Source organism: Hymenobacter caeli (assembly GCF_013294115.1).
Classification (GTDB): Bacteria; Bacteroidota; Bacteroidia; order Cytophagales; family Hymenobacteraceae; genus Hymenobacter; species Hymenobacter caeli.
This window is the reverse complement of record NZ_JABSNP010000028.1, coordinates 19287-44770: the sequence shown is the minus strand read 5'-3', so window position 1 is coordinate 44770 and position 25484 is coordinate 19287. Positions and strand designations below refer to the sequence as shown.

27 protein-coding genes are annotated in these 25484 nt (G+C 66.9%); 11 read left to right on the top strand and 16 right to left on the bottom strand.

Translation table 11 applies throughout. The features are described from left to right. Positions 1-105 precede the first annotated feature (105 nt). The 7 genes from HNP98_RS20255 to HNP98_RS20225 form a co-directional block, all read right to left on the bottom strand. Positions 106-1197, bottom strand: coding sequence for a tetratricopeptide repeat protein (locus HNP98_RS20255; protein WP_173812002.1), 1092 nt, complete (start codon positions 1195-1197; stop codon positions 106-108). Positions 1198-1239: 42 nt separating this feature from the next. After that, positions 1240-2064: a PhzF family phenazine biosynthesis protein gene (locus tag HNP98_RS20250; protein WP_173812001.1), complete on the bottom strand. Its 825-nt coding sequence runs from the start codon at positions 2062-2064 to the stop codon at positions 1240-1242. A 91-nt stretch (positions 2065-2155) separates the two neighbouring features. After that, entirely contained in the window at positions 2156-2986 is an 831-nt protein-coding gene (locus HNP98_RS20245) for a phosphatase PAP2 family protein (RefSeq protein WP_173812000.1), read from the bottom strand. 107 nt (positions 2987-3093) lie between these two features. After that, positions 3094-3873, bottom strand: a complete 780-nt coding sequence (locus tag HNP98_RS20240; RefSeq protein WP_317171163.1) for a serine aminopeptidase domain-containing protein — start codon at positions 3871-3873, stop codon at positions 3094-3096. Positions 3874-3884: 11 nt separating this feature from the next. Continuing rightward, positions 3885-4292, bottom strand: coding sequence for a type II toxin-antitoxin system VapC family toxin (locus HNP98_RS20235; protein ID WP_173811999.1), 408 nt, complete (start codon positions 4290-4292; stop codon positions 3885-3887). After that, positions 4274-4483, bottom strand: a complete 210-nt coding sequence (locus HNP98_RS20230; RefSeq protein WP_173811998.1) for a hypothetical protein — start codon at positions 4481-4483, stop codon at positions 4274-4276. The genes HNP98_RS20235 and HNP98_RS20230 overlap by 19 nt, the downstream gene beginning before the upstream one ends. A 78-nt stretch (positions 4484-4561) precedes the next feature. Then, the gene (locus tag HNP98_RS20225) at positions 4562-5113 is read right to left on the bottom strand and encodes a hypothetical protein (RefSeq protein WP_173811997.1); all 552 of its coding nucleotides are present in this window, start codon (positions 5111-5113) and stop codon (positions 4562-4564) included. A 71-nt stretch (positions 5114-5184) separates the two neighbouring features. Here HNP98_RS20225 and HNP98_RS20220 point away from each other — a divergent pair, with 71 nt between their 5' ends. After that, positions 5185-5457 (top strand): modulator protein, encoded by a 273-nt coding sequence (locus tag HNP98_RS20220; RefSeq protein WP_173811996.1) that lies wholly within the window; start codon positions 5185-5187, stop codon positions 5455-5457. Between the two features lie 16 nt (positions 5458-5473). On the opposite strand, the gene HNP98_RS20215 is transcribed toward HNP98_RS20220, so the two are convergent. After that, positions 5474-6601, bottom strand: coding sequence for a spore photoproduct lyase family protein (locus HNP98_RS20215; RefSeq protein WP_246275249.1), 1128 nt, complete (start codon positions 6599-6601; stop codon positions 5474-5476). 117 nt (positions 6602-6718) lie between these two features. Between HNP98_RS20215 and HNP98_RS20210 the strand changes: the two genes are divergently transcribed. Beyond that, positions 6719-7243: a 2'-5' RNA ligase family protein gene (locus HNP98_RS20210; protein WP_173811995.1), complete on the top strand. Its 525-nt coding sequence runs from the start codon at positions 6719-6721 to the stop codon at positions 7241-7243. Here HNP98_RS20210 and HNP98_RS20205 read toward each other — a convergent pair. Together HNP98_RS20205 and HNP98_RS20200 are read right to left on the bottom strand one after the other, a co-directional pair. Continuing rightward, entirely contained in the window at positions 7240-7680 is a 441-nt protein-coding gene (locus tag HNP98_RS20205) for a BLUF domain-containing protein (RefSeq protein ID WP_317171164.1), read from the bottom strand. The two genes, HNP98_RS20210 and HNP98_RS20205, sit on opposite strands and share 4 nt — an antisense overlap. 304 nt (positions 7681-7984) lie before the next feature. Then, the gene (locus HNP98_RS20200; RefSeq protein ID WP_173811994.1) at positions 7985-8230 is read right to left on the bottom strand and encodes a hypothetical protein; all 246 of its coding nucleotides are present in this window, start codon (positions 8228-8230) and stop codon (positions 7985-7987) included. Between the two features lie 208 nt (positions 8231-8438). Here HNP98_RS20200 and HNP98_RS20195 point away from each other — a divergent pair, with 208 nt between their 5' ends. Beyond that, positions 8439-8849, top strand: coding sequence for a hypothetical protein (locus HNP98_RS20195; RefSeq protein WP_173811993.1), 411 nt, complete (start codon positions 8439-8441; stop codon positions 8847-8849). A 30-nt stretch (positions 8850-8879) separates the two neighbouring features. Here the strand turns inward: HNP98_RS20195 and HNP98_RS20190 are convergent, their stop codons facing one another. The 3 genes from HNP98_RS20190 to HNP98_RS20180 all read right to left on the bottom strand — a co-directional run bounded on the left by HNP98_RS20190 (position 8880) and on the right by HNP98_RS20180 (position 11892). Further along, entirely contained in the window at positions 8880-10694 is a 1815-nt protein-coding gene (locus tag HNP98_RS20190; RefSeq protein WP_173811992.1) for a T9SS type A sorting domain-containing protein, read from the bottom strand. 187 nt (positions 10695-10881) lie between these two features. Further along, positions 10882-11217: an ASCH/PUA domain-containing protein gene (locus tag HNP98_RS20185; protein ID WP_173811991.1), complete on the bottom strand. Its 336-nt coding sequence runs from the start codon at positions 11215-11217 to the stop codon at positions 10882-10884. A gap of 177 nt (positions 11218-11394) precedes the next feature. Then, positions 11395-11892 carry a DUF2721 domain-containing protein gene (locus tag HNP98_RS20180; RefSeq protein WP_173811990.1) on the bottom strand — a complete coding sequence of 166 codons (498 nt, stop codon included), beginning with the start codon at positions 11890-11892 and terminating at the stop codon, positions 11395-11397. A gap of 72 nt (positions 11893-11964) precedes the next feature. Here HNP98_RS20180 and HNP98_RS21630 point away from each other — a divergent pair, with 72 nt between their 5' ends. The 4 genes from HNP98_RS21630 to HNP98_RS20165 all read left to right on the top strand — a co-directional run bounded on the left by HNP98_RS21630 (position 11965) and on the right by HNP98_RS20165 (position 17994). Then, complete coding sequence (locus HNP98_RS21630) at positions 11965-13446, top strand: type IIL restriction-modification enzyme MmeI (RefSeq protein ID WP_217425851.1); 1482 nt, start codon at positions 11965-11967, stop codon at positions 13444-13446. After that, complete coding sequence (locus HNP98_RS21625) at positions 13443-14798, top strand: type IIL restriction-modification enzyme MmeI (RefSeq protein ID WP_317171162.1); 1356 nt, start codon at positions 13443-13445, stop codon at positions 14796-14798. The genes HNP98_RS21630 and HNP98_RS21625 overlap by 4 nt, the downstream gene beginning before the upstream one ends. A 79-nt stretch (positions 14799-14877) precedes the next feature. After that, positions 14878-16230: a YfcC family protein gene (locus HNP98_RS20170; RefSeq protein ID WP_173811989.1), complete on the top strand. Its 1353-nt coding sequence runs from the start codon at positions 14878-14880 to the stop codon at positions 16228-16230. Between the two features lie 102 nt (positions 16231-16332). After that, entirely contained in the window at positions 16333-17994 is a 1662-nt protein-coding gene (locus HNP98_RS20165) for a M1 family metallopeptidase (RefSeq protein WP_173811988.1), read from the top strand. A gap of 82 nt (positions 17995-18076) precedes the next feature. Here the strand turns inward: HNP98_RS20165 and HNP98_RS20160 are convergent, their stop codons facing one another. Then, positions 18077-18484, bottom strand: a complete 408-nt coding sequence (locus tag HNP98_RS20160; RefSeq protein ID WP_173811987.1) for a DUF6960 family protein — start codon at positions 18482-18484, stop codon at positions 18077-18079. A 193-nt stretch (positions 18485-18677) separates the two neighbouring features. On the opposite strand from HNP98_RS20160, the gene HNP98_RS20155 reads away from it, so the two are divergent. Both HNP98_RS20155 and HNP98_RS20150 read left to right on the top strand, forming a co-directional pair. Continuing rightward, complete coding sequence (locus HNP98_RS20155) at positions 18678-20567, top strand: alpha-amylase family glycosyl hydrolase (protein WP_262889146.1); 1890 nt, start codon at positions 18678-18680, stop codon at positions 20565-20567. 197 nt (positions 20568-20764) lie between these two features. After that, on the top strand, positions 20765-21673 hold the full coding sequence (locus HNP98_RS20150) for a YitT family protein (protein ID WP_173811986.1): 909 nt from the start codon (positions 20765-20767) through the stop codon (positions 21671-21673). Between the two features lie 100 nt (positions 21674-21773). Here the strand turns inward: HNP98_RS20150 and HNP98_RS20145 are convergent, their stop codons facing one another. Both HNP98_RS20145 and HNP98_RS20140 read right to left on the bottom strand, forming a co-directional pair. Further along, entirely contained in the window at positions 21774-22406 is a 633-nt protein-coding gene (locus HNP98_RS20145; protein WP_173811985.1) for a nitroreductase family protein, read from the bottom strand. Between the two features lie 61 nt (positions 22407-22467). After that, a complete protein-coding gene (locus tag HNP98_RS20140; RefSeq protein WP_173811984.1) occupies positions 22468-23349 on the bottom strand; it encodes a DUF5694 domain-containing protein in 882 nt (293 codons plus the stop codon). Between the two features lie 248 nt (positions 23350-23597). Here HNP98_RS20140 and HNP98_RS20135 point away from each other — a divergent pair, with 248 nt between their 5' ends. Next, positions 23598-24323 (top strand): hypothetical protein, encoded by a 726-nt coding sequence (locus tag HNP98_RS20135; RefSeq protein WP_173811983.1) that lies wholly within the window; start codon positions 23598-23600, stop codon positions 24321-24323. Then, on the top strand, positions 24320-25354 hold the full coding sequence (locus tag HNP98_RS20130; protein WP_173811982.1) for a sensor histidine kinase: 1035 nt from the start codon (positions 24320-24322) through the stop codon (positions 25352-25354). Before HNP98_RS20135 ends, HNP98_RS20130 begins: the two co-directional genes overlap by 4 nt. Positions 25355-25484 lie beyond the last annotated feature (130 nt).

The window sequence follows — 25484 nt, the reverse complement described above, 5'->3', positions numbered from 1 at the left end:
ACTACCAATCCGACCACACCTTGCTTCAACGCATCGAACACGTCCTAATCCGAATCGGAAAAAATTATACGGTTACTTTTGCGTGACTACTTAACGGCTCAGTACTTAAAACGCCGGCTTCGGCCAGTCGTAGTTTTTTGACCATTCGCGGAACACCTCCACCTCGGTGGGGTGCGCGGCCAGCCACTGCTGCACCTCGGGGGCGTCGGTCTCGGAGCTGTGGGTGAGGTAGGCGAAGGCCGGCACGTAGCCTTTTTTTTCCAGCTCGACGAAGTACGGCGCGTAGTACGTGCGGGTGAAGCCGCCGCCCGCCGCGGGGGCCCGCTCGCCCAGCACCCGGCACAGGGCCCCGAACTGGTCGATGAACCGCTCGGTCTTCGTTTTGTCCTGGTTTTTCTCGTCCAGGGCCAGGGCCCCCGCCAGCGAGAGGAACATTTCTTCCGGCCCGAAATCGTCGGGGCGGGCCTTCCGGCCCTTGCCCTTTTTCGGGCCCGCGGCCGGCCGGCTGAGGGCGATGTTGACGGGGCGGCCGTCGGCCCGGCTCACGCCTTGCAGCAGGGCCTGGTCGAGCAGGGCCCGGCGCTGGGCCGAGCGGCCGCTGCCCGGCTCCAGCACCAGGAACCGCGCCAGCGCCAGAATGGCCGGCACCCGCGTGCCGGCGCCCAGCTGCACGCCGCCCAGCACCATGTGCGAGCTGGCGTGGGCGGGGTTCAGGGCCAGCGCGTGCTGGAAGCTGGCCACGGCTTCGGCTTCCCGCTCCTGCCCGGCCAGCGTCACGCCCTGGTTGAAGTAGAGGATGTACGAATCGGGGTAGCGCAGCAGGGCCTGGCGGTACACGGCGAGGGCCTCGGCGGGCCGCTGGCCGGCGTCGAGGCTGTTGCCGTAGGTGGCGTACACCAGCGGGTCGGCTTCGGGGTGGGCGGCCAGCAGCTGCTGGCACAGGGCCACGGCCTCGTCGTGGCGGTTCAGGGCCGCGTAGGTCATGGCCAGCTCGGCCTGGGCCTGGGCGTCGCCGGGGGTGGCGGCCAGGGCCTGCTGGTACTTGTTGGCGGCCTGGTTGTACTGGCCGGTGTCGTACAGGGCCACGCCCTCGCGCACCAGCTCGCGGGCCGGCCCGGCCTGGGCCCAGGCCGGGGCGCTGCCCGCCACGCCGCCCGCCCAGCCGCCCAGTAGCCACAAAATCCTTGCTTTCTTCATGCCGGGGGCCCGTTAGGTGTGCGCTGGCCGGTCAGTAAACGGTCAGGCCTCCGGTAAGTTAGGCAGGGCCCCCACCAAATACGTCACCGCGTACCCGCCGATGTCCACCCGGTCGCCGCGCAGGCGGCACCACAGCTCGCCGCCCCGCGCCGATTCCTGCCGGGCAAACAGCTCGGTTTTGCCCAGCTTCGCGGCCCAGAACGGGATGAGCGTGCTGTGCGCCGAGCCGGTCACGGGGTCCTCGGGCACGCCCACTTCGGGCGCGAAAAAGCGCGACACGAAATCAACGCCTTCGGGGCCGGGCGCGGTGGCAATCAGCCCGATGTAGCCCAGGCCGGCGAGGGCGGCGAAGTCGGGCGTCAGGGCCAGCACTTCCGCGGCCGAAGCGAATTCGACCACCAAGTCGCGGGCGGCCAGCACGGCCAGGGGCGCGGCCGCGCCGGGGCCCAGCGCCTGCATCAGCACGCTGGGGTACTCGGGGGGGGCCAGCGGCCGGGGCGGGCGGCTGGGGAAGTCGAGCACCAGCCGGCCGTCGGCCTCGCGGCGCACGCGCAAAGGGCCGCTTTGGCTCTGAAACACAATTTCGGGCTTGGCAAAGCCCAACTCGTTCCACAGCACGTGGGCCGTGGCCAGCGTGGCGTGGCCGCACAAGTCAATCTCGAACGTGGGCGTGAACCAGCGCAGGTGAAAATCGGCCTCCTCCCCGGCCAGCGGGACGAAGAAGGCGGTTTCGGCCAGGTTGTTTTCGGCCGCAACCTGCTGCATGGTTTCGGCCGGCAGCCAGGCTTCGAGCGGGCACACGGCGGCGGGGTTGCCGGCAAAAGCGTGCCGGGCAAAGGCATCGATTTGGTAGATGGGGACGGGCATGGCGGGAAAAAGGCTTGGCGGCGCACAAAAAAGACGCGCAAAGATGCGCCCCCGCCGCGAGCTACCGGGGCCCCAACCCGGTCCTGGGGCCCTACAGCTGTTTGCGCAGCAGCAGGCCCGAGTAGGCGTAGCCGTTCGCGTTCAGGCCCTGGATGGGGGCCAGCGACACGCCCGCGGCCCCGGCTTTTTTGTGCAGCTGCGGCACCACCACGCCCGTGGTGGCCCCCACGGCGTAGCCCAGCAGGTTGTCGGTCAGGAAGTGCTTGCCCGCCTCGATGCGAAAATACGCCACGACCACCGGCACCGCCGCCGCCGCGCCCCACACGTAGGGCTGGGCGCGCGAGCCGGGGTTGAAGTCGTGGAACACCTTGGCGGCGAAGAAGGTGGCCGTGGCCGTGTGGGCCGTGTGGCCGGAAAAAAACGAGTTGGTGGCGATTTTGCCCGTGCGGTCATCGCCGCCCTCGGGGCCGTAGAGGTAGGGCCGGTAGCGCGCCACGTTGCCCACGGAAGTCGTGAAGATGGCGTCGGTGGCGAGCAACGTTTCCACGTACAGCGCCGCCACTTGCCCGCAGCGGCCGCGGGCGGCGGGGTTCAGCGCCAGCAGGCCCGGGGCCACCAACAGCGAGCCGTAGCAGAGGTAGTCGCTGGTGGTCTGGGCCCGCGCGCTGTAGTAGCCGGCCGAAAACCGGTCGATGCGGGGCACGTCGTCCTTGCTAAGCGCCGCCAGCCCGGCCGCGCTCAGGCCGTGCTTTTGCTGCACCCGGTAGAGGCCGAAGCCGCTGACGGCCCCCAGGCCCAGCGCAACGGGTGCGTCGACGGCGAACCGGGTATGGTAGGGCGACGGCGCCTGCTGGGCCACGGCCGCCGGGGCCCCGGCCAGCAGCCAGCCGCCGGAAAACACCAGGGAAGCGAAGAATTTCATCAAACTAAAGGAGCGTTTGGGTAGAAGCCGGAAACGCAGGACTGGCCCCAGGGGTTTAGCCAACAAAACCAATTCGCGGGGCTCTGGGCAACCCGCGGGGGCCCCGGCTAGCGCGTCAGAAACTCGGCAATCAACGCATTTATTTCTTGTTTTTGGCCATCCGTGGCCCCGTCCCACATGTCGTCGTGCAAGGTGTGCGGCAGCCGAACCACGGTGCTGCCGTAGCGGCGCTGCTCGGCCGGCGTGTGCACCACGCCGCTGTCGGCCACCTGGTCGCTCGAGCGCAGCGACAGGATTTGGGGCCGGCGGGCCCGGGGCCACGGCATGCGGCGGTTGTCGAGCGAGATGACGCGCCGCACCAGGGCGGGGTGCTCCTGGGCGAAGAGCAGGGCCGTGTCGCCGCCGTTGGAGTGGCCCACCAGCAGCAGCGCGTCGAAATCAACGCGGGGGTAGCGCCTTTGCAGCGCCCGCCGCACGAACAGCAGGTTTTGCACGCCGCGCTCCCAGTTGGGGCGGCGCACCACCTGCGGGGCCCCCACGGTGGGCAGGGGCGCGTCGGTAGGCAACTCGTGCTGCACGCTGGCCACGAAGTAGCCGTGCGCCACCAGGTTGCGGGCAATGAAGGAATAGTCTGTGCAGTGGCCGCCGTAGCCGTGGCTGAGGAGGGCGGCCTTCAGCCGCGCGTTGGGGCCCCCGCCGCCGGGAAAGTACAGCGCCACCGGCACGGCCCGCTGGCGGGCGCTGTCGAACAGCGCCAGGCTGTCGAGGCGAACGGTGGCTGGGCTGCCAGCCGCCTGGTGCGCGGCACGGGGCCGAACGGCCGGCGGCCGGCCCTGCTGGCAGCTGGCCAGGAGCAGGGCCAGGCCCAGCGCGCGTAAGGGTTTCACGGCCACGGCAGCTAGCGTGCTGGCAGCTGGGCCGGGGCGTGCGGGTCGACCACAACCAAGCCGGCGACCCGTTGAAAATCCGCCGTATTCCGGGTGAGCAGGGCCAGCCCGTGCACCAAGGCCGTGGCGGCAATGATGGCGTCGGGCAGCTTGATGCGGTGCTGCTGGCGCAGCCGGATGGTTTGCTGCACCACGGGCTCATCGAAGGGTAGCACTTCCACGCTCTGCACGAAGGACTGCATGAAGGCGTACTCAGATGCGGGCTCGGTCTTCGTCAGCAGCTCGATGCGCGTGATTACAAATACCGCTACCAGCTGCTGGTTCAGCCGTTGGTCTAACCAACCGGCGCTTACCAGCGGCAGGCGGCCCAGCACCAAGTCGATAACAGCGTTGCTATCGGCTAAATATTCCGCTCCCATTCGCCCCGGATTTCCAGTAAGTGCTTGTCCCAGGCCTCGGCCGAAGCGGAGGACAGGCTGCCAGCCCACTGGCGCTTGGCCGGCGCGGGCGCTTCGGCCGCAGGCACCACCCGCAGGATGTGCAGCGCTTCCAGTTGCCGCAGCAACTCGTAGGCTTGCTCGCTCAGAGGTTCAATAAGGATGGGGGCCATGGGTACAACGATTTTTGTTGCCCTAAGATACCAGCGGAATAGCTGCGGCGGCGAATGCAGTGCCTGAATCAGCACGATTTATTCCTGCTCGCCGGCCGTTTCAATCGGGTGGCCGAGCTGCAAAAGCAGTTCGCGCAGCTTGTAATAAGTTTCTACACTCGCCTCAACCATTACCCCGTCATCTGTCTGCATGAATAAGCATTGGAAACAGATGTTAAGTACACGTAAGAGCTTATCGTGGTCATCATAAAAAGCCAGCGCATCGCGGTAAATGGGGACGCACCCAGAAGCAAATTCTTCGCTGTTTGGGGTTTGCAGGGCCTCACTGAGTTGCTGGGCCACTGCCGATTCCCGCTCAATTACCGCTATTTTCTCGGCAGCATCACCAATTACTGACTTTTCATCCGACAATGTTTTTAGAGGAACATTGCCGCTAAACTCTTCTTCCAAGCTGCGCAGTTTCTGCAATAAACTAGCCCGCTGCATAAACCGGGCCTGTTGCAATTCCTGCTTGGCTTGCTCGATTGCGGCGGCCGCTTCGTGCAACGCGGCCAGCTTGGGCCCCCGGTTGAAGGAGTGCGTTACGAGGTAGCTAAACTGCTGCTGGTTCCAGAATTCGGCGGTGGTCATGCGGCGCGGCGGTTAACGCGGTACGGGTTGTGAGCGTAAACTACGCACTCCACCCCCAACCCCTACCCGCCGTGCCCACCGACTACCACCCCATCGCCTGCGGCTTTTACGACGTGCTGGAGGCCGCCGCCACCCGCCAGCAGCCGGTTTACCTGCAATACTTCAACGACTTGCGGCAGCTGTGCCAGGAATCCGTGGCCCTCCGCACGTTCGTCACCCGCGACCACGCCGAGTACGCCCTGCTGGCTTCGGGCGAAGAAGTGCGCCTCGACCGCATCATCCGCCTCGACGATACGCCCGCGCCGGGGTTTGCGGAGTACCCCGATTACCGCTGCGGCTGCTGAGGGCGGCGCGGGGCCCCTACGTCCAGTACTGGATGGGCGCGTGGGGGAAGCGGCGCTGCCACTCGGCGTAAAACCAGGCTTTTAGCTCCTTCATGGTGGGCATGTCGTACACGTACTTGACGCCCCCGAACTTGTTGCGCTTCACGGCGCGGCCGGTTTCGCTCAGGTCGAGGGTGGTGCCGGGGTACCAGCCGAGCAGTACCTGCTTGGAGCCGGGCGTGAAGCGGTGCGTGACGAACTCCACGGTGAGGTCGCAGTCGAAATCGAAGGCCGCCCGCACGCGGTCGAGCAGCTCGCCGTAGTGCCGCCGCCAGTCGGGCAGGGGCATGATGGGGGCCAGCAGCACGCCCACCGGGTAGCCCCCGCCGCCCTGCGCCACCGGCAACGCCAGCCGCCGCAGGGCCTGGAGGCGGGCCTCGATGCTGGCCGTGCCGCCCTCCAGCTGCCGGGCCAGGGGCTCGGCGTTGAGCGAGGCGCGGGCGCGGGTGTGCCCGCGGTGGGGCAGGCCCAGCAGGCTGTCCACGTGGTCGTACTTGCTCACGAAGCGCAGGCGGCCCCCCTCGCGGCCGGCGAAGTAGCGCACGGCTTCGGCCAGGGCCCCGGTGAGGTGCTCGATGCCCAGCACGTCGGTGTAGCAGCTGGCCTCGAAGCTCACGGGCCGGTCGGCGCGCTCGTACACCTGGGTGTTGGCCAGCAGCTTGGGCAGGTTGGCGAAGGCGCGCACCACGGGCGGGCCGCTGAGGCTGCCGGCCAGGTAGCAGTACTGGCAGTGGGCGGGGCAGCCCTCGGCGAGGTTGAGCTGGTAGTCGGCCGAGGGCGGGGTGGGCTGGAGGCGCAGGGCCCCGGCGGGGGCGTTCACCACGGCCAGCGTGGTTTTGGCGGTGCGGTAGGTGGCCCGCTCGTCGTCGCCGCGCAGGCCGGTGAGGCGGTTGCTTTTCAGCAGCTCCACGTCCAGGTTCAGGGCCGTGGCGCGGGCCAGGATTTGCTGGCCGTATTCCTCCTGCAAGGCGTCGGGGGTGAAGAGCACGCGCTTGGGCAGCCACAGCTTGGCGCCGTGCGTACGAGGGGCGGCGGCAGGGTCGGGCTCCGGCGCAATAGCGGGCACCGGGGCGTTGAGGACGGGTAAAAAGAGGTCGGTCTGCATTGGCTTATTAAACACCGCAGCCCGTACAATGGGTCATTCCAGGGCCCGCCACGGGTAAATTATTCCCTTTGTAAACCAGCTGATTACAAATTATTTTCCACCACTTGTTTCCTCCCCATGCCCCTCCCCGACCCGGCTCCCCTCATTCTCACCCTGACGCTCGACGCCGAGTCGCAGGCGTACTTCAACGGGCTGCGCCGCCGGCATTTCCCGCCCAAAATCAATCACTTGGCCGCCCACGTCACCCTGTTTCACCACCTGCCGGGGGCCGACGAGGCACCGATAACCGCCCGGCTGGCGGAAGTTTGCCGGGCCCAGGCGCCCTTAGCGGTGCAGGCCACGGGCCTGCGCTCATTGGGCCGGGGTGTGGCCATCGTGCTGGAAAACGCCGAGCTGCGGGCCCTGCACCGCCGCCTGCAAACGGCCTGGGCCGCCCGCCTCACGCCCCAGGACCAACAGCAACTCCAGCCCCACGTCACGGTGCAAAACAAGGTGGAGCCCGCCGTAGCCCGCCAGCTGCTGACCAATTTACAAGCTGATTTTCAGTCCTTCACCGCCACCGGCACGGGCCTGGCGCTGTGGGCCTACCGCGGGGGCCCTTGGGAGCCCCGGGCCCGGCTGCCCTTCGCGGGCGGGGTTTAGCGCCAGCGGCGGGCCGCTCCCTGCGCCCACCGCCCCACAAACTGGTGCAGCAGGCGCAGCAGCACCGGGGACATGCGCGGGGCGCGGGCGGCCAAAAAATCGGCGGCGGCGGCGGGGCCGAGGTGGCCGCCAAGGGCCGCCGCGCTGGCCGGCGTGGCGCGCAGGAAGGCCGTGTGCCAGCCGGGAAACGTGCGGCCCACGAGCAGCGGGCCGGCGGCCAGCAGGTGCAGGCGGTGGTGGCGCGGGTCGTGGGCAATGCGGCCGTGGCACAGCTCGTGCACGGCGGCCCGCGCGCCTTCCAGCAGTTGCGGAAACAAGCCCTCGCTGTGCAGCAGCAGGCCCGTTACGCCGGTGGCCCGGTTGCGGGGCCGCGCCTGCGCCAACAGGGCCCGCAGGGCGTCGTCGCCGAAGTCCTGGGTGGCAGTGCTGACGTGAATCAGTTGGCGCAGGGGCGTACCGGGCGGCCGTAAGTTGGCTTAGGTAAATATATTAGCTTATTGATTACTTGATACTTTTCGATGGGCCAAATAACAGTACCTACTACCTAGCAGCTACTTATGATTTTAGAAGCTCAGCTTGGCCAGCCGTTTCTGGGCGGCTGGCCGCGGCGGTCCCTCCGAGTACGCATGGGATAGGGAACAGCCCTGGACGAGTACAGGTACTTGTGCAGGAGCCGCAGCAGCCGACGGGCTTTCGGGCGCAGCCGAACCGGCAAATAAGTGGCCCGGCCCCCATTCCGCGCTACAGCCCGTGCGGCAGGCGCACCAGCTTGAGGTAGTCGCCCAGGCCGGCGGGCTTCTGGAACACGTGAATAAAGAGCACGGCTTCCTCGCCGCGGCTGCGCCAGGTTTCGGCGTAGAAGTCGGCCACGGCGAACAGGGTCAGGTCGAAGCTGTCCTCCTGGCGCTCGGCCAGGCGGTGGCCGTGGTGGGCCAGGTACTCGGTCTGGCGGCGCTGGTGCAGGGCTTTGAAATCGGCGAGGGTCATCGGGACAGAAAGGTGAAACCGGCGGGGTAAAGTTCGGGCGGCGGCGCGGGTTGCTACCTTGCGGGCCCGTGGCCGGGGCGGACCAGGCTGCCCATTGCCGCGCCGGGGCCCCTTTTGCTTGCCGGGCCCGGCCGCGCAAAACCCTGGCGGTTTGGCCCTTGTTACCAGGTTTCTGCCCACTTTTTGTTGCATTTCAGCGTCCGTCGCTTTGGCTCCTTACACCATCCTCCACCGGCCCGACCTCCGCATTTTATTCCTGCGCTGGCTGCGCGAAACCACCCTTGCCGAAACCCAGGCCTCTTACCTGGAGCTCCTGGCCCAGGCCCAGCAGCACGGCTGCGCCCACTGGCTGCTCGATGCCCGCCGCGGCGGCCCCATCGACGTGGTGGAAACCAACTGGCTCGCCGACGAGTTTTTTCCCGAGGCCGCGGCCCGGCTGGCCCCGTACCCGCTGCGGCTGGCCGTGTTCAGCTCGCCGGCCCGCATCGAGCAGATGCGCACCGACGACGCCGTGGTTTCGCCCGTGGCCCGCGCCCTGGCCCCCGAGCGCCCCTACCAGGCCCGCGTGTTCGCCGACGAAGGCGCGGCCGTGGGCTGGCTGCTGGACCAGCCCGCGTAGGTCCGGGCCCCGCCCGAGCCCATGGGTGGGCTAGGGCCGGTAAAAGCGGGCCACGTAGCTGCCACCGCTCGTGCGCAAGCGGGCCACGTACCAGCCGCTGGCCAGCCCGGCGGTGGGCAGGGTCCCGGCCGCGGCTACGTCCCGCAGCTGCTGCACGCACTGCCCCGTGACGGAATAAATGGCCAGCTCGGTGCCGGCCTCCAGTCCTGGCCCGGTGTAAGCGTAGCGCGGCGCGCCCTCGGCGGCCACCGTGGGGGCCACCGTGAAACCGGTCTTTGGTGCTTTTAAACCCGCCGCCAAGGCTTGCGCGGGCTGGTTCAGGCGCACGCTCACGGTGTTGCCCAGGAAGTTAGTTGCCACCAGGTCCAGGTCGCCGTCGCCGTCCACGTCGCCCAGTGCTACCCCGCCGGGGTGGCTGCCCACGGCCACGACGGAGCCGCCGCCAAACACCCCGGTGTTGGAACCCGTGGCGTCGCCCCCGTTCAGGCGCACGCTCACGGTGTTGTCCTGGTAGTTGGTTGCCACCAGGTCCAGGTCGCCGTCGCCGTCCACGTCGCCCAGCGCCGCGGCCGCGGGGCTGACGCCCAAGCCCAGGTCGGGGCCGTTGCCGAAGACGCCCGTGTTCGAGCCCGTGGCGTCGCCGCCGTTCAGGCGCACGCTGGCCGTGCCGCTGGCCGGGGTGGCGGTGCTGCCGTAGTTGACGGTGAGCAAATCCAGGTCGCCGTCGCCGTCCACGTCGCCCAGCAGCACCGCGGTGGGGTTGCTGCCCACGGCCACGGCCTGGCGGCTGGCGCTGCTGAAGCCGCCGCCGTCGTTGAGGTACACGCTGGCCGTGTTGTCGGTGCCGTTGGCCGTCACCACGTCCAGGGCCCCGTCGCCGTCCACGTCGCCCACCGCCAGCCCCGCGAGTTGGGTGTACGCGGCCAGGGCGGTGCCATTGCTGAACCGGCCGGTATTGGAGCCGGTGGCGTCGCCGCCGTTCAGGCGCACCCGCACCGACGCCGGGCTACCGCTGGTCGCCACCAGGTCCAGGTCGCCGTCGCCGTCCACGTCGCCCAACACCGGGGCCCCGGGGTATTCCACGGTTGCGGTGCTGCCGTTGATGAACTGGCCGGTGTTGGAGCCCGTGGCGTCGCCGCCATTTAGCAGCACCACCAACTGGTTGCCGGTATTGGACGACACCAGGTCCAGGTCGCCGTCGCCGTCCACGTCGCCCAGTGCTACCCCGTGGGCACCTGGCCCAATGGTTAGGGCGTCGTTCAGGACGAACACGCCGGTGTTGGAGCCGGTGGCGTCGCCGCCGTTCAGCAGCTCGCTCACCGTTCCGCTGGCACCAAACCCATTGGCGATGAGCAAGTCCAGGTCCCCGTCGCCGTCTACGTCGCCCAGCGCCAGGGCCCTGGGGTAGCTGCCCGTAGCCACGTCGGGGCCGGGCGGAAACGTGCCACGCCCCGTGCCCCCCACCGCCGCCGTGAACTGGGCTACCCGCGCGTGGGCCAAGTGGCCGCTGTTGCCGGCCGCGGCCGCGGTCACGGTGCTGAACACGGTTTCGCCCGGCATGAACGGGTAGGCGCGGGGCGCGAAGCTGAGCGTGTTGCCGCTGACTTCGGCCGGCGTGGCGCCGCGCGTGCGCAGCCCGCCCCGTTGGGCCGAATACACTTTCAGGGCTCCGGCGGAGGCGGCCGTCAGCGGCTCGCTGAACGTGGCCACGACGGGGCCGGGGCGGGCGGCGCGGGCGTTGGCCGCCGGCGAGACGGCCGTAATGGTGAGCTGGGCAAGGGCGGGGCCCACCGGGGCCAGGAGCCCGGCAGCGGCCCAAAAGCCAAAAAAGTATAACTGTTTCATCAAATAAGGGATAATACAAGTAATGACGCCACAATTACGTGTAAAAACCGCGCGGCACACGCCTGGCTAAAAGCGCCGCCGGCCTTTTTTGCCCAAAACAAAAGCCCCGCCGCCCGCCATCGTCAAACGATTGCGAGCGGCGGGGCCCCGTTGCAAACGGGCCGCGCGGGCGGCGGCTCATCTCAGCCTACCACAGGCGCGTGTCGCTGATGCCGGCGGGCAGCGGCGGGTGCTCGGCCAGGCCCAGCACGCACCAGCCGTCGCGGATGCCGAAGGCCCCGCCCTCGAGCACGTAGCTGGCCCAGCGCAGGGCAATGCGCCCGCTGAAAGCGGCGGTTTCGGGGTCGAACTCGCGCAGCAGCAGCGCGTCGCCGACCTGGAAGTGGCGGTCGTTTTCGCGCACGTCGAACGGCTTGGCTCCCGCCTCCACCGCGTCAAAACAAGAAGACCATATTTCCAGCTCGTGGAGCTGGCAATTGTCTGGCACGGACACCAGCACTTGGTTCGAAGGAACAATTTTCATAATGTTCATTAATTAATTCATTGATAGTCAGAACCAAGCTTTTCGTGTAAGCTGGTCTGGGGCTGGGGTTGCCGCGGCCGCGGTGGGCGGCGCACGGCCGCCGGCCCGGTTGGCCGGTGCGGCGGGCAACTTCCTCAAGTTACTGAAAAAGCCGGACTTACCGGGGCCGGGCAAGTATTAGGCCAGCGGGTTGTGCTGCACCAGGTAGTCGGTTTCCGAGCCCACGTCGCGCAGCGCCACCCGCGATTCCTGAATCAGTAACACGCTGGCGTAGAAGAACATTCCACTGCCGGCCAGGGCCAGCCCCGTGAGCAGCCAGGCCGCTGTGAGGGCCAGCGCTTCAATGGCCCCGATGACGACGATGGTGCCCACAAAGGTACCCAGGGCCAGGTACAGAACGGTCATGGCCTTTTGCAGGAGCTTGGCCCGCCGCGCCGCGAACAACAGCTGCTGGGTGAGGTAGCCGTGCTCGTCGGCCGCGGGGGCGGCGGCGTCGCGCAGGCTCCGCAGGGCGGCGGCCACGGCCCGCACCCGCTCCAGGCTGCGGCTCAGGCGCTGCGAGGTGGTGAGCACCAGGGCCCCGCAAGCCGAGACCAGAATGGCCGGCGTGACCATCGCCGAGAAGGCCGCGAGGGCCCCCGGCACGTCGCGCAGAAAGGTGATGGGTACGGGCATGGCGCGAAGTAACGGCCCCCGGGGCCCCGGGGCCCTATCTTCCGCGCCCTTTCCGCTCCTCCACCTGCCCCCATGCCCCTTTCCCTCGCCGAATTAAAAGACCGCGCCATTCGCTTCGCCCAAGAATGGCAGGACTCGCGCGACGAGCGCGCCGACGCCCAGGCGTTCTGGATCGACTTTTTCCAGGTGTTCGACGTGAAGCGGCGGCGGGTGGCCTCGTTTGAGGTGCCCATCAAGAAGGCCGACGGCAAGCAGGGCTTCATCGACCTGCTCTGGAAGGGCACGCTGCTGGTAGAGCACAAAAGCCGCGGCCGCGACCTGGACCGCGCCGGCCAACAGGCCCGCGACTACTTCCCCGGCCTGCAGGACCACGAGCTGCCCAAGTACATCCTCGTCAGCGACTTCGCCCGCTTCCGCCTCTACGACCTCGACGAGGGCACGGCGCACGAATTCGGGCTCGCGCAGCTGCACGAGCACCTGCACTTGTTCGCCTTCCTCACCGGGTACCAGAAGCGGGAGTACCGCCCCGAGGACCCCGCCAACATCAAGGCGGCCGAGCTGATGGGGGCCCTGCACGACGCCCTGCTGGCCGGCGGCTACCAGGGCCACCAGCTGGAGGTGCTGCTCGTGCGCATCCTCTTCTGCCTGTTTGCCGAAGACACGGCCATCTTCGAGAAAAACGCCTTCCAGGAATTCCTCGAAACCCAGACCCGCCCCGACGGCGCCGACGTGGGCACGCGGCTGGCCGAGTGGTTCTCGGTGCTCGACCAAGCCCCCGCCACCCGCCAGCGCCACCTGCCCGCCTACCTCGCCCAGCTACCCTACGTGAACGGCAGCCTGTTCACGGAGTTTTTCCCGTTCCCGGCCTTTGACGGGGCCCTGCGCCAGCAGCTCATTTTGTGCACGTACTTCGACTGGTCGCGCATTTCGCCAGCCATTTTCGGCTCGCTGTTTCAGAGCGTGACGGACCCCGTGAAACGCCGTAACCTGGGGGCCCACTACACCTCGGAGGCCAACATCCTCAAGGTCATCCAGGGCCTGTTTCTCGACGAGCTGCGCCAGGAGCTGGCCGCCGCCGGCCAGAGCCGCCCCCGCCTCGACGCGCTGCACCGCCGCCTGGAGCGCCTGCGCTTCCTGGACCCGAGCTGCGGCTGCGGCAACTTCCTGGTGGTGACCTACCGCGAGCTGCGCCTGCTGGAGCAGGAGATTCTGGAGCGCCAGTTTGCGGCCCAGGTGGCCACCGGCCAAACCGTGGACCTGGCCCTCTACGCCCGCGTGCAGGTGGACCAGGCCTACGGCATCGAGGTCGAAGAATTCCCGGCCCGCATTGCCGAAGTGGCCATGTGGCTCATGGACCACCAGCTCAACCTGCGCCTCTCCGAAGCCTTCGGCAACCTCTACCTGCGCCTGCCCCTCACCCGCACCGCCAAAATCGTCCACGGCAACGCCCTCACCACCGATTGGAAATCTGTGCTGAACTTGCACGGTTTAGAATACGTCGGCAGCTCGGCAGCTCGGCAGCTCGGCAGCTCGGCAGCTCCAGCGAAAGCGTGAACGCGGGAGAAATCTATATTTTGGGCAACCCGCCGTTCATTGGATCGAAGCTGATGAGCGAACAGCAGCGGCGGGAGCTGCTGGCAATTGCCGGCAGTTTGCAAGGCGCGGGGGTGCTTGATTACGTGGCCGCGTGGTATTTAAAGGGGGCCCAACTTGCCGGGCAATTGCCCATTCGGGTAGCGTTCGTCAGTACTAACAGCGTCACGCAGGGCGAGCAGGTCAGTATTTTGTGGGGCGAAATGCTGCGGCTGGGGGCCAAGATTCAATTTGCGCACCGCACGTTCAAATGGAGCAATGAGGCACGCGGCAACGCGCAAGTGTTCTGCATTATCGTCGGGTTTGGACGGGAAGAATTGCCAGTACGCCGCCTGTTTGATTATGCCACTCCCCGTAGCGAACCGCAAGAGTTGAAGGTGAAAAACATTAACCCGTATTTGGTTGATGCAGAGAATGTGCTGGTCGGTAGCCGCCAAACGCCCATTAGTCCGGTGCCTGGCATCAATTTCGGAAACATGCCGCTTGATGGCGGCAATCTTTTACTCTCAGATGAGCAGAGAGAAGAGCTTGTAGCAAAAGAGCCCGGTGCGCTGCCGTTCATCAAGCAGTTTATGGGTGCGCAAGAGTTTATTCGAAATGAAAAACGCTGGTGCTTATGGCTGGTAGACGCGGCACCTTCGGAGCTTAAGAAGCTGCCCGAAGTGATGAAGCGAGTAGAAGCAGTAAAGCAATTCCGGGAAGCTAGCGTAGCGCCTTCAACTCAAAAATTCGCTGCGACTCCCACGCTATTTCGTGACCGAAAATTACCTGCCGCCTACCTCATCGTGCCCAGCGTCTCGTCGGAAGCGCGCCGTTATATTCCAATTGGTTTTCTAACCGATGCAGTAGTACCTAGTAACCTGGTATTTACTATTCCCAACGCTACTCCTTACCTATTTGGCGTATTGACTTCGGCGATGCACATGGGTTGGATGAGGCAGATATGCGGACGCTTGAAAAGCGACTACCGTTATTCCAAAGATTTAGTCTACAACAACTTCCCCTTCCCTCCTTCCCCCACGCCCAAGCAAACCGCCGCCGTGGAAGCCGCCGCCGCGCAGGTGCTGACGGCCCGGGCCGCGTTCCCGGCCGAGAGCCTGGCTACCCTCTACGACCCGCTCACGATGCCGCCGGCGCTGGTGCGCGCCCACGCCGCCCTCGACCGCGCCGTGGACGCCTGCTACCGCCCGGCCCCCTTCCCCACCGAGCTGAGCCGGCTGGAGTTCCTGTTTCAGGCGTACCGGCAGCTGCAAGCGCCGCTGCTGCCCGCCGCCGCACCCCGGGCCAGCCGGGCCCCGCGCCGCCCGGCGTAGGGGCGGCGCGGGGCCCGGCGGGGCCGAAAGGTTCGGTCTGGGGCCCGAAAGGGGCCGCCGGGGCCCCACCTTTGCGGCCATGACGCCGCCCCGCTTCCGCTTTCCCCACCCGCTTGTGCTGCTCATGGCCTTCATCGTGCTGGCCGCGCTGCTGAGCTACGTGCTGCCCGCCGGCGAGTTTGTGCGCCGCCTCGACGCCGCTACCCAGCGCCAGGTGGTGGTGCCGGGCAGCTACCACCGGGTGCCGGCCACGCCCGTGGGGCCCCTGCAAATGCTGGTGGACGTGCCCCGGGGCCTGCTCGACGCCGGGGCCGTGGTGTTCCTGATTTTCCTTTCGGGCGGGGCCTTCACGGTGGTGGACCGCACGGGGGCCCTGCGCCACGGCGTGGACTGGCTGCTGGCCCGGGCCCGGGGCCGCGAGGCGCTGGTGATTCCGCTGCTGGGCCTGCTCTTTGCCACGATGGGGGCCCTGGAAAACATGGGCGAGGAGATTATCGCCCTCGTGCCGGTGCTGCTCGTGCTGATGCGGCGGCTGGGCTACCCGGCCCTCACGGCGGTAGCGGCCAGCCTGGGGGCGGCCGCGGTGGGGGCCGCCTTCAGCCCCATCAACCCCTTCCAGGTAGGCATCGCCCAGAAGCTGGCGCAGCTGCCCCTGCTCTCGGGCGGGGCCTACCGGCTGGCGCTGCTGGCCCCGGCCCTGGCCCTCTGGATCTTGGCCACCATGCGCCACGCCGCCCGCCACCGCCAGCTGCCCGACCCCGCGGCCGCCGACGCGGCCGCCGCTGCCACCGGGGCCGGCCGCCACGGGCTGGTGCTGCTGCTCCTGTTCGGGGTGTTCGCGCTGTTCACCTACGGCGTGGTGCGGCTGGATTGGGACTTCGACCAAATGTCGGCGCTGTTCCTGGCGCTGGGCATCGGGGCGGGGCTACTGGGCGGGCTGGGCCTGAGCGGCACGGCCGACGGCTTCGTGGCGGGCTTCCGCGACATGGCGTTTTCGGCCGTCCTGGTGGGGTTTGCGCGGGCCATTTTCGTGGTGCTGGCCCAGGGCCACGTCGTGGACACCATCGTGCAGGGCCTGGCCGCGCCGCTGGCCCACCTGCCGGTGGCCGCCGCCGCCCTGGGCATGATGGGCGTGCAAACCGCCCTGCACCTGCCCGTGCCCAGCGTGAGCGGCCAGGCCACCCTCACCATGCCCCTGCTGGTGCCCTTGTCGGATTTAATCGGCCTCTCGCGGCAGGTCACGGTGCTGGCGTTTCAGTACGCGGCCGGCCTCTGCGAACTCATTACGCCCACCAACGGGGCCCTGATGGCCATGCTGGCGGCCTGCGGCGTGCCGTTTGACGAGTGGCTGCGCTTCGCGGGGCCCCGCTACCTGGCCCTGCTGGCGCTGGGCGCAGCGGGCGTGGTGGCGGGGATTTATTTGGGGGTGTGAGGGAGGAAATCGGGAATACAGAATGACCACTGAACGTCATGCTGAGCGAAGCCGAAGCATGACGTTCTTTGAAGTATAAAAGCACCGTCCCTGTTACTTCTAATGCCCCTGCCCAAAACCCTGCTCCTTCTCCTCCCACTGCTCGCCGCGGCGCAGCTCGCCACGGCCCAACTCGTGCAGCCCAAAGCCGCCTTCACGCGGGCCGATACGCTGCGCGGGGGCCAGCCGGTGGCCCGCACTTGCTACGACATCCGCTACTACCACCTCGACGTGCGGCTCGACCCGGCCAAGCAATCGGTGAGCGGCAGCAATCTGTTTCGCTTCGCAGCGACGCAGGATTTCAGCCGCTTGCAATTCGACCTGTTTGCCAACCTGGCGGTGGAAAAGGTGCTGTACCACGGCCAGCCGGTGCCGTTCGTGCGCGAGGCGAATGCGGTGTTCGTCACCTTCCCGCAGGTGGTCAGGAAGGGCAGCCAGGACGAGTTCACGGTGCAGTACAGCGGCCAGCCCACGGTGGCCAAAAGAGCGCCCTGGGACGGCGGCCTGGTGTTCAGCAAAGACGCGCAGGGCCAGCCCTGGGTAGCCAGCGCCTGCCAGGGCGTGGGCGCGAGTATCTGGTGGCCCTGCAAGGACCAGCAGGCCGACGAGGTGGACTCGATGCTTATCAGCATCAGCGTGCCCACGGGCTTGCAGGACGTATCGAACGGCCGCCTGCGCCGCGTCACGGACCTGAAGGACGGCTACACGCGCTTCGACTGGGCCGTGCGCAACCCCATCAACAACTACGACGTGGCCCTGAACGTGGGCCACTACGTGCATTTCGGCGGCGTGTACGCCGGCGAGCAGGGGCCCCTGACGCTCGACTACTGGGTGCTGCCCGACAACCTGGCCAAGGCCAAGGCGCAGTTCGCGGCCAACGTGCCGCCCATGCTCAAGAGCATGGAGCACTGGTTCGGGCCCTACCCGTTCTACGCCGACGGCTACAAGCTGGTGGACGCGCCCCACCTGGGCATGGAGCACCAGAGCGCCGTGGCCTACGGCAACCACTACCAGAACGGCTACCTGGGCCAGGACCGCTCGGGCACGGGCTGGGGCCTGAAGTGGGACTTCATCGTCGTGCACGAGAGCGGCCACGAATGGTTCGGCAACAGCATCACCAGCCAGGACATTGCCGACATGTGGGTGCACGAGGGCTTCACCACCTATTCCGAGGCCCTGTTCGTGGAAAGCCAGTACGGCAAGCAAGCCGGCCAGGAATACATCCACGGCCAGCGCCGCAACATCCAGAACGACGCGCCCATCGTGGGGCCCTACGGCGTGAACAAAGAAGGCTCCGGCGACATGTACGACAAGGGCAGCAACCTGCTGAACATGGTGCGCACCGTGGTGAACGACGACGAGAAATGGCGCCAAATGCTGCGCGGCCTCAGCAAAACGTTCTACCACCAAACCGTGACCGGGGCCCAAATCATCGACTACCTCAGCAAAGAATCGGGCCGCGACTTGTCGAAGATTTTTGCCCAGTACCTGCGCTTCAGCACCTTGCCCATCCTGGAAATCCGCTTCGACAAAGGCCAGCCGCTGGGCCGCTGGCAGGCCAGCGCGCCGGGCTTCGACCTGCCGGTGCGCGTGCGGCTGCGCGGCGGCGAGTACCGCTTCGTGGCCCCCACCACCAAGTGGGGCCCCCTGCCGCTACCCGGGGCCACGAAAGAAAACGTGGAGGTGGATACGCTCAACTACTACATCGGCGTGCTGGTGGAGTAGGAATTAGTGAACGGCAGGCCGGTTGACAATGCGCGGTGAGCATGACGACCCGGCAACCAACTGGCTTTCCGTTCGCGGCTTTCTACCCAAACCTTAATTCTTCGGCGCGGAAAACCTGGGGCAGTTTGCGCTTGCGCTCCACAATCTGGAAGGTGGCCGTGTCGGTGGCCTCGTCCCAGAACACGTCGGACACCAGGCCGAAGCGGCGGTACTGGCCGGGCTGGGGGGTGATTTCCTCCACTTCGTCGCCGAAGCTGAACGGGGGCTTGCGGGAAATTATTTGGAACAGTTCCGGCCGCACCAGGAACTGCTGCTCGTCGTAGCGCAGCGTCAGCCAGTCGTTTTCTTCGTCTTCGCTGACCTGCTCGAACAGCTTGCCCACCGGCTCCAGCAGCTCGAACGAGCGGCGGTTGGCGGGGTGCACGTAGCGGTAGCCGTAGGCGGGCGTCCAGCCGTAGAGGCCGTGGACGAGGGGTTTGGGGCGGGGCATTCGTTTCTTTCCGTGAGCAGTTAACCGGGAAGGTTAACAATTGGTCGGCGCAAAGGTGCGAGCGAACCCGCTGCTAAGGCAAAAGACTTAGCAAAACTAAAAATATTACGCTTGCGTATTGCTCAGCTACCGCCCCGCCTGCCACCGGCTGCATCTTCAGCCGCGCCCGTGGCGCTTCACGCTTGCTCAACGAATGGCCACCTCGTCGCCCCCCGCCAAACCCACCGCCACTGCTGCTTCCGCTACCACCAAGCCCCAGGCCACGCCCCCCCCCGCTGCCCCTTCTCCGCCCCGCCCGGCCCCGCAGCCCGGCATGGGGGCCGTGCCGCACGCCGGCGGCACCACCTTCCGCGTGTGGGCCCCCCACGCCGACGCCGTGGCCGTGATTGGCACTTTCAACGGCTGGGACGCGCGGGCCGACCGGCTGCAATCCGAAAACGACGGCTACTGGGCCCTCGACGTGCCCGCGGCCAAGGCCGGCGACGAGTACAAGTTTGAGCTGACCAACGGCGACAAAACCTTTGGCCGCAACGACCCCTACGCCCGCCAGGTCACCAGCTCGGCCGGCAACTCGGTGGTGTTCGACCCGGCCTTCGACTGGGGCGACGACCACTTCCAGATGCCCGCCTGGAATGACCTCGTGATTTACGAGCTGCACGTGGGCACCTTCCACGCCCCCGATGCCGACCAGGTGGGCACCTTCATGAGCGTGGTGGAGAAGCTGCCCTACCTGCGCGATTTGGGCATCAACTGCATCGAGCTGCTGCCGGCCACCGAGTTTCCGGGCTCGCGCTCGTGGGGCTACAACCCCGCCAATCCGTTTGCCCTCGAAAGCGACTACGGCGGGCCCCTGGCCTTTAAGGAAATGGTGAAGGCGGCCCACCAGCACGGCATCGCCGTGGTGCTCGACGTGGTGTACAACCACTTCGGGCCCGGCGACCTCGACCTGTGGCAGTTCGACGGCTGGAGCGAGAACGGCGGCGGCGGCATCTACTTCTACAACGACTGGCGGGCCAAAACGCCCTGGGGCGAGAACCGCCCCGACTACGGCCGCCCCGAGGTGCGCCAGTACATCCGCGACAACGCCCTGATGTGGCTGGAGGACTACCGCGTGGACGGCCTGCGGGCCGACGCCATCGCCTTCGTCCGCAACGTGGAGGGCGAAGAAAACCCCGGGGCCGACCTGCCCGAGGGCTGGAGCCTGATGAGCTGGATCAACGAGGAAATCGACCAGACCATGCCCTGGAAAATCACCATCGCCGAGGACATGCGCGGCAACGACGGCATCACGGCCCCCGTGGCCGCGGGCGGCCAGGGCTTCGACTCGCAGTGGGACTCGGCCTTCGTGTACCCCGTGCACGAGGCCATCGTGGCACCCAACGACGCCGACCGCGACATGCACGCCGTGGCCGGGGCCCTCACCCAGACCTACAACGGCGACGCCTTCCACCGCGTGATTTACACCGAAAGCCACGACGAAGTGGCCAACGGCAAGAGCCGCATCCCGGAAGAAATCATGCCCGGGGCCGCCGATTCGTGGTTCCCGAAGAAACGTGCCGTGCTGGGGGCGGCCATCGTGCTCACGGCCCCGGGCCTGCCCATGCTGTTCCAGGGCCAGGAGTTCCTGGCCGACGGAGCGTTCAACGACGACCAGCCCCTGCAATGGGGCCGGGAGGAGGAGTTCAAGGGCCTCGTGCAGCTCTACCGCGACCTGATTCGGCTGCGCCGCAACCTCGACGGCCGCACCCGGGGCCTGGGCGGCCAGCACACGCACGTGTTCCACGTCAACAACGACGAAAAGGTCATTGCCTTTGCCCGCTGGGCCGACGGCGACGGGGGCCCCGGCGACACGACCATCGTGGTGGCCAACTTCGGCGATAAAACGCACGACGCCTACACCATCGGCCTGCCCGCCGGCGGCGACTGGCCCTGCCGCTTCAATTCGGATTGGCAGGGCTACGACGGCTCGTTCGGCGACTTCGGCTGCCTGGGGGCCACCGCCGAGGCCGGCGAATACGACGGCCTGGGCTGGCACGGCAGCGTGGCCCTGTCCCCCTACGGCGTGGTGATTATGGCCCAGTAAGCGGCTGGCTTAATCCAGTTCAGGGCAGGATGCTCCTTTTTGAACGTCATGCTGAGCTTGCCGAAGCGTCTCTCCCGCAGCAGTAATTAGTTACTCAGCGGGAGAGACGCTTCGGCAAGCTCAGCATGACGTTCTTTTCTAGCGAAATGATTTCTAGCGAAATGATTCATTAATCATTTTGTGCGCTCCTTGCCGCCATGGACACTTCCCCGCCTACTTCTTCGGCCGGCCCCGGCGCGGCGCTCAACGCGCCCAACTCGGAACTGCGCAATGCCGGCTTCATTGCGGCCGGGGTATTTTCGGCGGCGTTTGGGTTGAAGGGATTCCTGCTGTCGAGTCACTTCATCGACGGCGGCGTGACGGGCGTTTCCATGCTGCTGGCCGCCGTTACGCACCTGCCCCTGGCGGCCCTGATTTTGGTGTTCAACCTGCCCTTTATTGGCCTGGGGCTGCGGCAGCTGGGCCGGAAATTTGCTTTGCGCAGCGCTGTTGGCATCGGGGGCCTGGCGCTGGTGCTGGCCACGGTGCCGTTTCCCGACGTGACGCACGACCTGCTGCTCACGGCCGTGTTCGGGGGCGTGTTCATCGGGGCGGGCATCGGGCTGGCCATGCGCGGCGGGGCCGTGCTCGACGGCACCGAAATCGCGGCCCTACTCGTGAGCCGCCACCTCACCCTACTCAAAGTCAGCGACTTGATTTTGCTGCTCAACCTCGTCATTTTCGGGGCGGCGGTGGCCGTGCTCGGCACCGAGGCGGCCCTGTACTCCATGCTCACCTATTTCGCGGCGGCGCGCGTGCTGGAATTCGTGCTCAACGGCATCGAGCAGTACACGGGCGTCACCATCGTCTCGGAGCACAGCGACGCCATCCGCAAGGCCATCACCGAAAACCTGGGCCGCGGCGTGACCATGTACCAGGGCAAGGCCGGCTACGGCAAGCGCGGCGAGCAAGGCCACGAGCGCGACATCGTGTTCACCGTCGTCACCCGCCTCGAACTACCCGGCCTGCGCGCCCAGGTGCAGGCCATCGACCCGCAGGCCTTCGTCGTGCAGTACCGGGTAGACGACGCCCAGGGCGGCATCATCAAGCAACGGGCATTGCATTAGGTCATTTAACAGGTATCAATTAACCTTTAACAGCCGTTCCGGCGGGCCAATAGACACCACTGAAACGGCTGTTAAAGGTTAATTGATACCTGTTAAATGGCTACACCGGGGCCTGGTCGTAGCGCTCGCCTTCGGGCTGGGGCCAGCCGCCTTCAAACACGAACTCGGCGAGCGGCTTGCGCACGCGGGGGGCCATTTCCCGCTCGCGCAGGCCGTCGGGCAGGCCGGCCGGGTCGCCGGGGTAGCCGAGGGTGAACACGGCCACCGGGTCGTAGCCGGCCGGCACCCCGAACGAAGTGCGCACCTTGTCGGCCGAAAAACCGGCCATCTGGTGGATTTGCAGGCCCAGGGCCGCCCCCTGGATGGCCAGCGAGGCCACGGCCTGGCCCACGTCGTGCGTGGCCCAGGCGTTGGGGTTGCTGTCGTGCGAGAAGTGCGTTTTGGCGAGGCTCACGACCAGCACGGGCGCGGCTTTGGCCCAGCCCTGGTTGAACTCGGCCAGGCTGGCCAGGATTTTATCGTAGGCCTCGGCCGACTCGGCGCGGGTACCCACCAAAAAGCGCCAGGGCTGCTCGCCAAAGCACGACGAGGCCGCCGAAGCGGCGGCGAACACCTGGTGCAGCGCGTCGGCCGGCACGGGCTGGTCGGCGTAGGCGCGGGGGCTGCGGCGCTGGGCCAGGGCGGGCAGTATTTCGTGTTCGAGGGCGAGGACGTTGGTGGTATCGGCGGCCATAGGGGAGAATGGATTGATGAACGGGCCCGCAAGCTACTACCCGCCGGGCCGGGCGGGGCCCCTACTTGGCCGTGAGCAGCGGCACCACGTCCGCCACCTCAAACAGGGAGTTGTACTTGAGAATGGCCTTCAGAAACGCCACGTGCCCCTGCCCGATGACGAGCACAATGGCCCGGTCGTGCTGCACGTCCACCTGCCGCAATAAGTTGGTGTAGATGCGCACGTTGCGCTTGAAAAAATCACCTCCCATGTCAGCGCCTGAATAATTGTCCCCCCCGCCTATGCGGGCCAAATCGAGCAGGTACGTGTCCATCTGGGCGCGTTCGGTGGCCTCGGTGTTCATGCGAATGAAGCGCTGGAGCAGCGTGCCCCCGGGGCCCAGCAGTGCATTCACGTTGGGCCGGCTCCCGGTGCGGGCCGCGATGAGCCGACCAATGCTGTCCTTGGGCTCGGCGGCCATCGCGCCAGCGATGATGGGCTCCTGGCCGTGCAGCTTAGCGTAGGCCTGGGCGGCCTCGAAGTCCATGTTGACAAACGAATCGGCGCAGTACACACGGGGCCGGTTTAGCTTGTCGGCCAAGCGATAACCCAATTGAAACACTTCGCCATTACGGGGTTTAAGCTGATTTTTACGGTACAGGGTATAGGTACTGTCGATGGCATTTTGCTGGTCCATGCGCACTTCCACAAACACTTTATCGGCCTGGGTTTTCTGGAGCTTGCCCACCAGCTCGTCCAGCTCGCGCTGCTTTTCGGGCGTGCTCATGTCAATCGGAACACCGTGGTTGACGTCGGTCGGCGAAGAATCAAAGTGGAACGTGCCCACCAGGTACACCTTGATTTTGGCGGGCGCCGCGGGCTTGGTTTGGGCCGAAGCCACGGCGGCGGGCCCCAGCAGGGCGAGCGACAACAGGAGGCGGGCGGCGGAGCGGAAAGCAATCATGGCGGCGGGGTGAAAGCGGGTTGCGGAGGACGATGGGACAAAGGTGCCGGGGCCCCCGGCGGCCCAAAATTTTATTATCCCAACCCCCGAAAAATGGCCGCCAATGCCGCTGGGCGCCCTGGGGGCTGGGTCGTCCGCCGTTTGGCGGGGTTGGGATAATATTTTTTTCGCTGGGCCGGCCCGTCGGCAGCTTTGTGCACCGGGGCCCCAAGGGCCTTTTCCCATCCGGTTACCCATCCCCTTCCCCCATGAAAATTGTTCTCACCTGGCGCCCGCTGCTGGCGTTTGCGGCCCTGCTGTTTGTGCTGGCCGAGGCCCACGAGCTGGTGCACACCGGCCTGGGCCGGCTGCTGTGCGGCTGCTGGGGCCCCCGCGACTTCAACGTGTGGAGCCTGTGCAGCACCTGCGCCACCGGCCGCCCCTACACCAACCTGGCGGCCACGCTGGCCGGCCCGGCGTTCACGTTTGCGGTGGGCTGGGTGGGTTACGGGCTGCTCGGGCCCCGCCAGCCCGCGGCGCGGCAGTCGCTGGGCTTCGCGCTGGTGCTGGCCAGCGTGCCGTTTGCCCGCATTTTGGGCGCCGTTTTCCTGGGTGGCAACGACGAGGTGTACGCCCTGAGCAAGTTTATGGCCCACCCCGCGGCCTGGGCCCTGGGGGGCGCGCTGGTGGTGCTGGCCACGGTGCCGCCGCTGGTGCGCGCCTGGGCGGCGTTGCGCGGCAAGGGGCGGCCGTGGGTCTTCCTCGCGTTCTTCCTGCTGCCCTTTCCCTTCGCCGCGGCGGTGCTGCTAGGGGCCCTCAATTCGCTGCTGGCCAGCGGCTTTCTGGCCACCTACGGCATCCTGGGCTCGCCCCTGCTGATTACGTGCTGGACGGCGGCCGTGGGCGCAGTGCTGGCCCTCACCTACCGGCACTTATTCACGCTGGGGCAGCCCATAGCCACCCCGGGGCCCCCGCCGGCTACTTTTAAGCCATGAACCGCCGCCGGATTGCCCGCTACCACGCCCTGGGCTGGGCCCTGCTGATTGCCCACGACGAGGTGGGCGTCCTGCTCAACCACACAACCCACCTGCCCGAATACCTGGTGTTCACCGGCACGCTGTGGCTCACCCAAATGGTGCTGTTTTACTACTGTTTTTCGCTGGTGTACCCGCGCTACTGGCGGCCGGGCCGGGGCCCCCAGCTGCTGCTGGGGCTACTGGCCACGCCGCTGGTGTTCGGCGCCGTGCGCTACTTGGTAGAGGAAGTGCTGATGCCCGCCGCGTTCGGCTTGCGCAACTACGACCCGGGCAGCTCCTGGCGTGCCTTCGCCATCGACGACGTGTACCTGAGCCCGCCCGTTGTGGTACTGGCGGCCCTAGCCTGGAAAATCGAGGAAGTGTTCCGGCGCGAAAAAGACCAGGCCACCCAGCTCCTGACGCAGGAAAAAACCCGGGCCGAGCTGGCCTTCCTTAAAACCCAACTCAACCCGCACTTCCTCTACAACACCCTCAACTACCTCTACGCCGAGGCCTACGCCGTGTCGGAGCCGCTGGCCGGCGCGGTGCTGCGCCTCTCCGACCTCATGCGCTACATGCTGCACGAGGGCCCCGACGGCCGCGTGGAGCTGCGCAAGGAAGTGGCGTACCTGGAAAACTACCTGGCCCTGCACCGCCTGCGCTTCGAGGACCATTTTTTCGTCAATTTCCACCAGCCGGCGGCCGTGGGCGGGCAGCGGGTGGCCGCGCTGCTGCTCGTCCCGTTCGTGGAAAACGCCCTCAAGCACGGCGTCCTCCACCGCCCCGACCAGCCCGTGGACATCTGCCTCGCGCTGCCCGCGCCGGGCCGCCTGTGCTTCGAGGTGCGCAACCGCGTGGGGCCCCACCAGCGCGACGCCACCACCGGCATCGGCCTGGCCAACCTGCGCCGCCGCCTGGCCCTGCTCTACCCCGGCCGCCACGCCCTGGAAATACGCAGCGACGGCACGGAGCACTACACCCGCCTGGAGCTGGATTTGGGGCCGGTTTAATTGTTAGTTGTTGGTTGCTCGTTGTCAGTTATTGGTTATCGGTTGTCCGAAAAGGCCGTCATGCCGAGCGCAGCCGAGGCACCTCGCGTGCAGCAGTAAACCAATCGATTGGATTAGTAGGGCAGTGGAG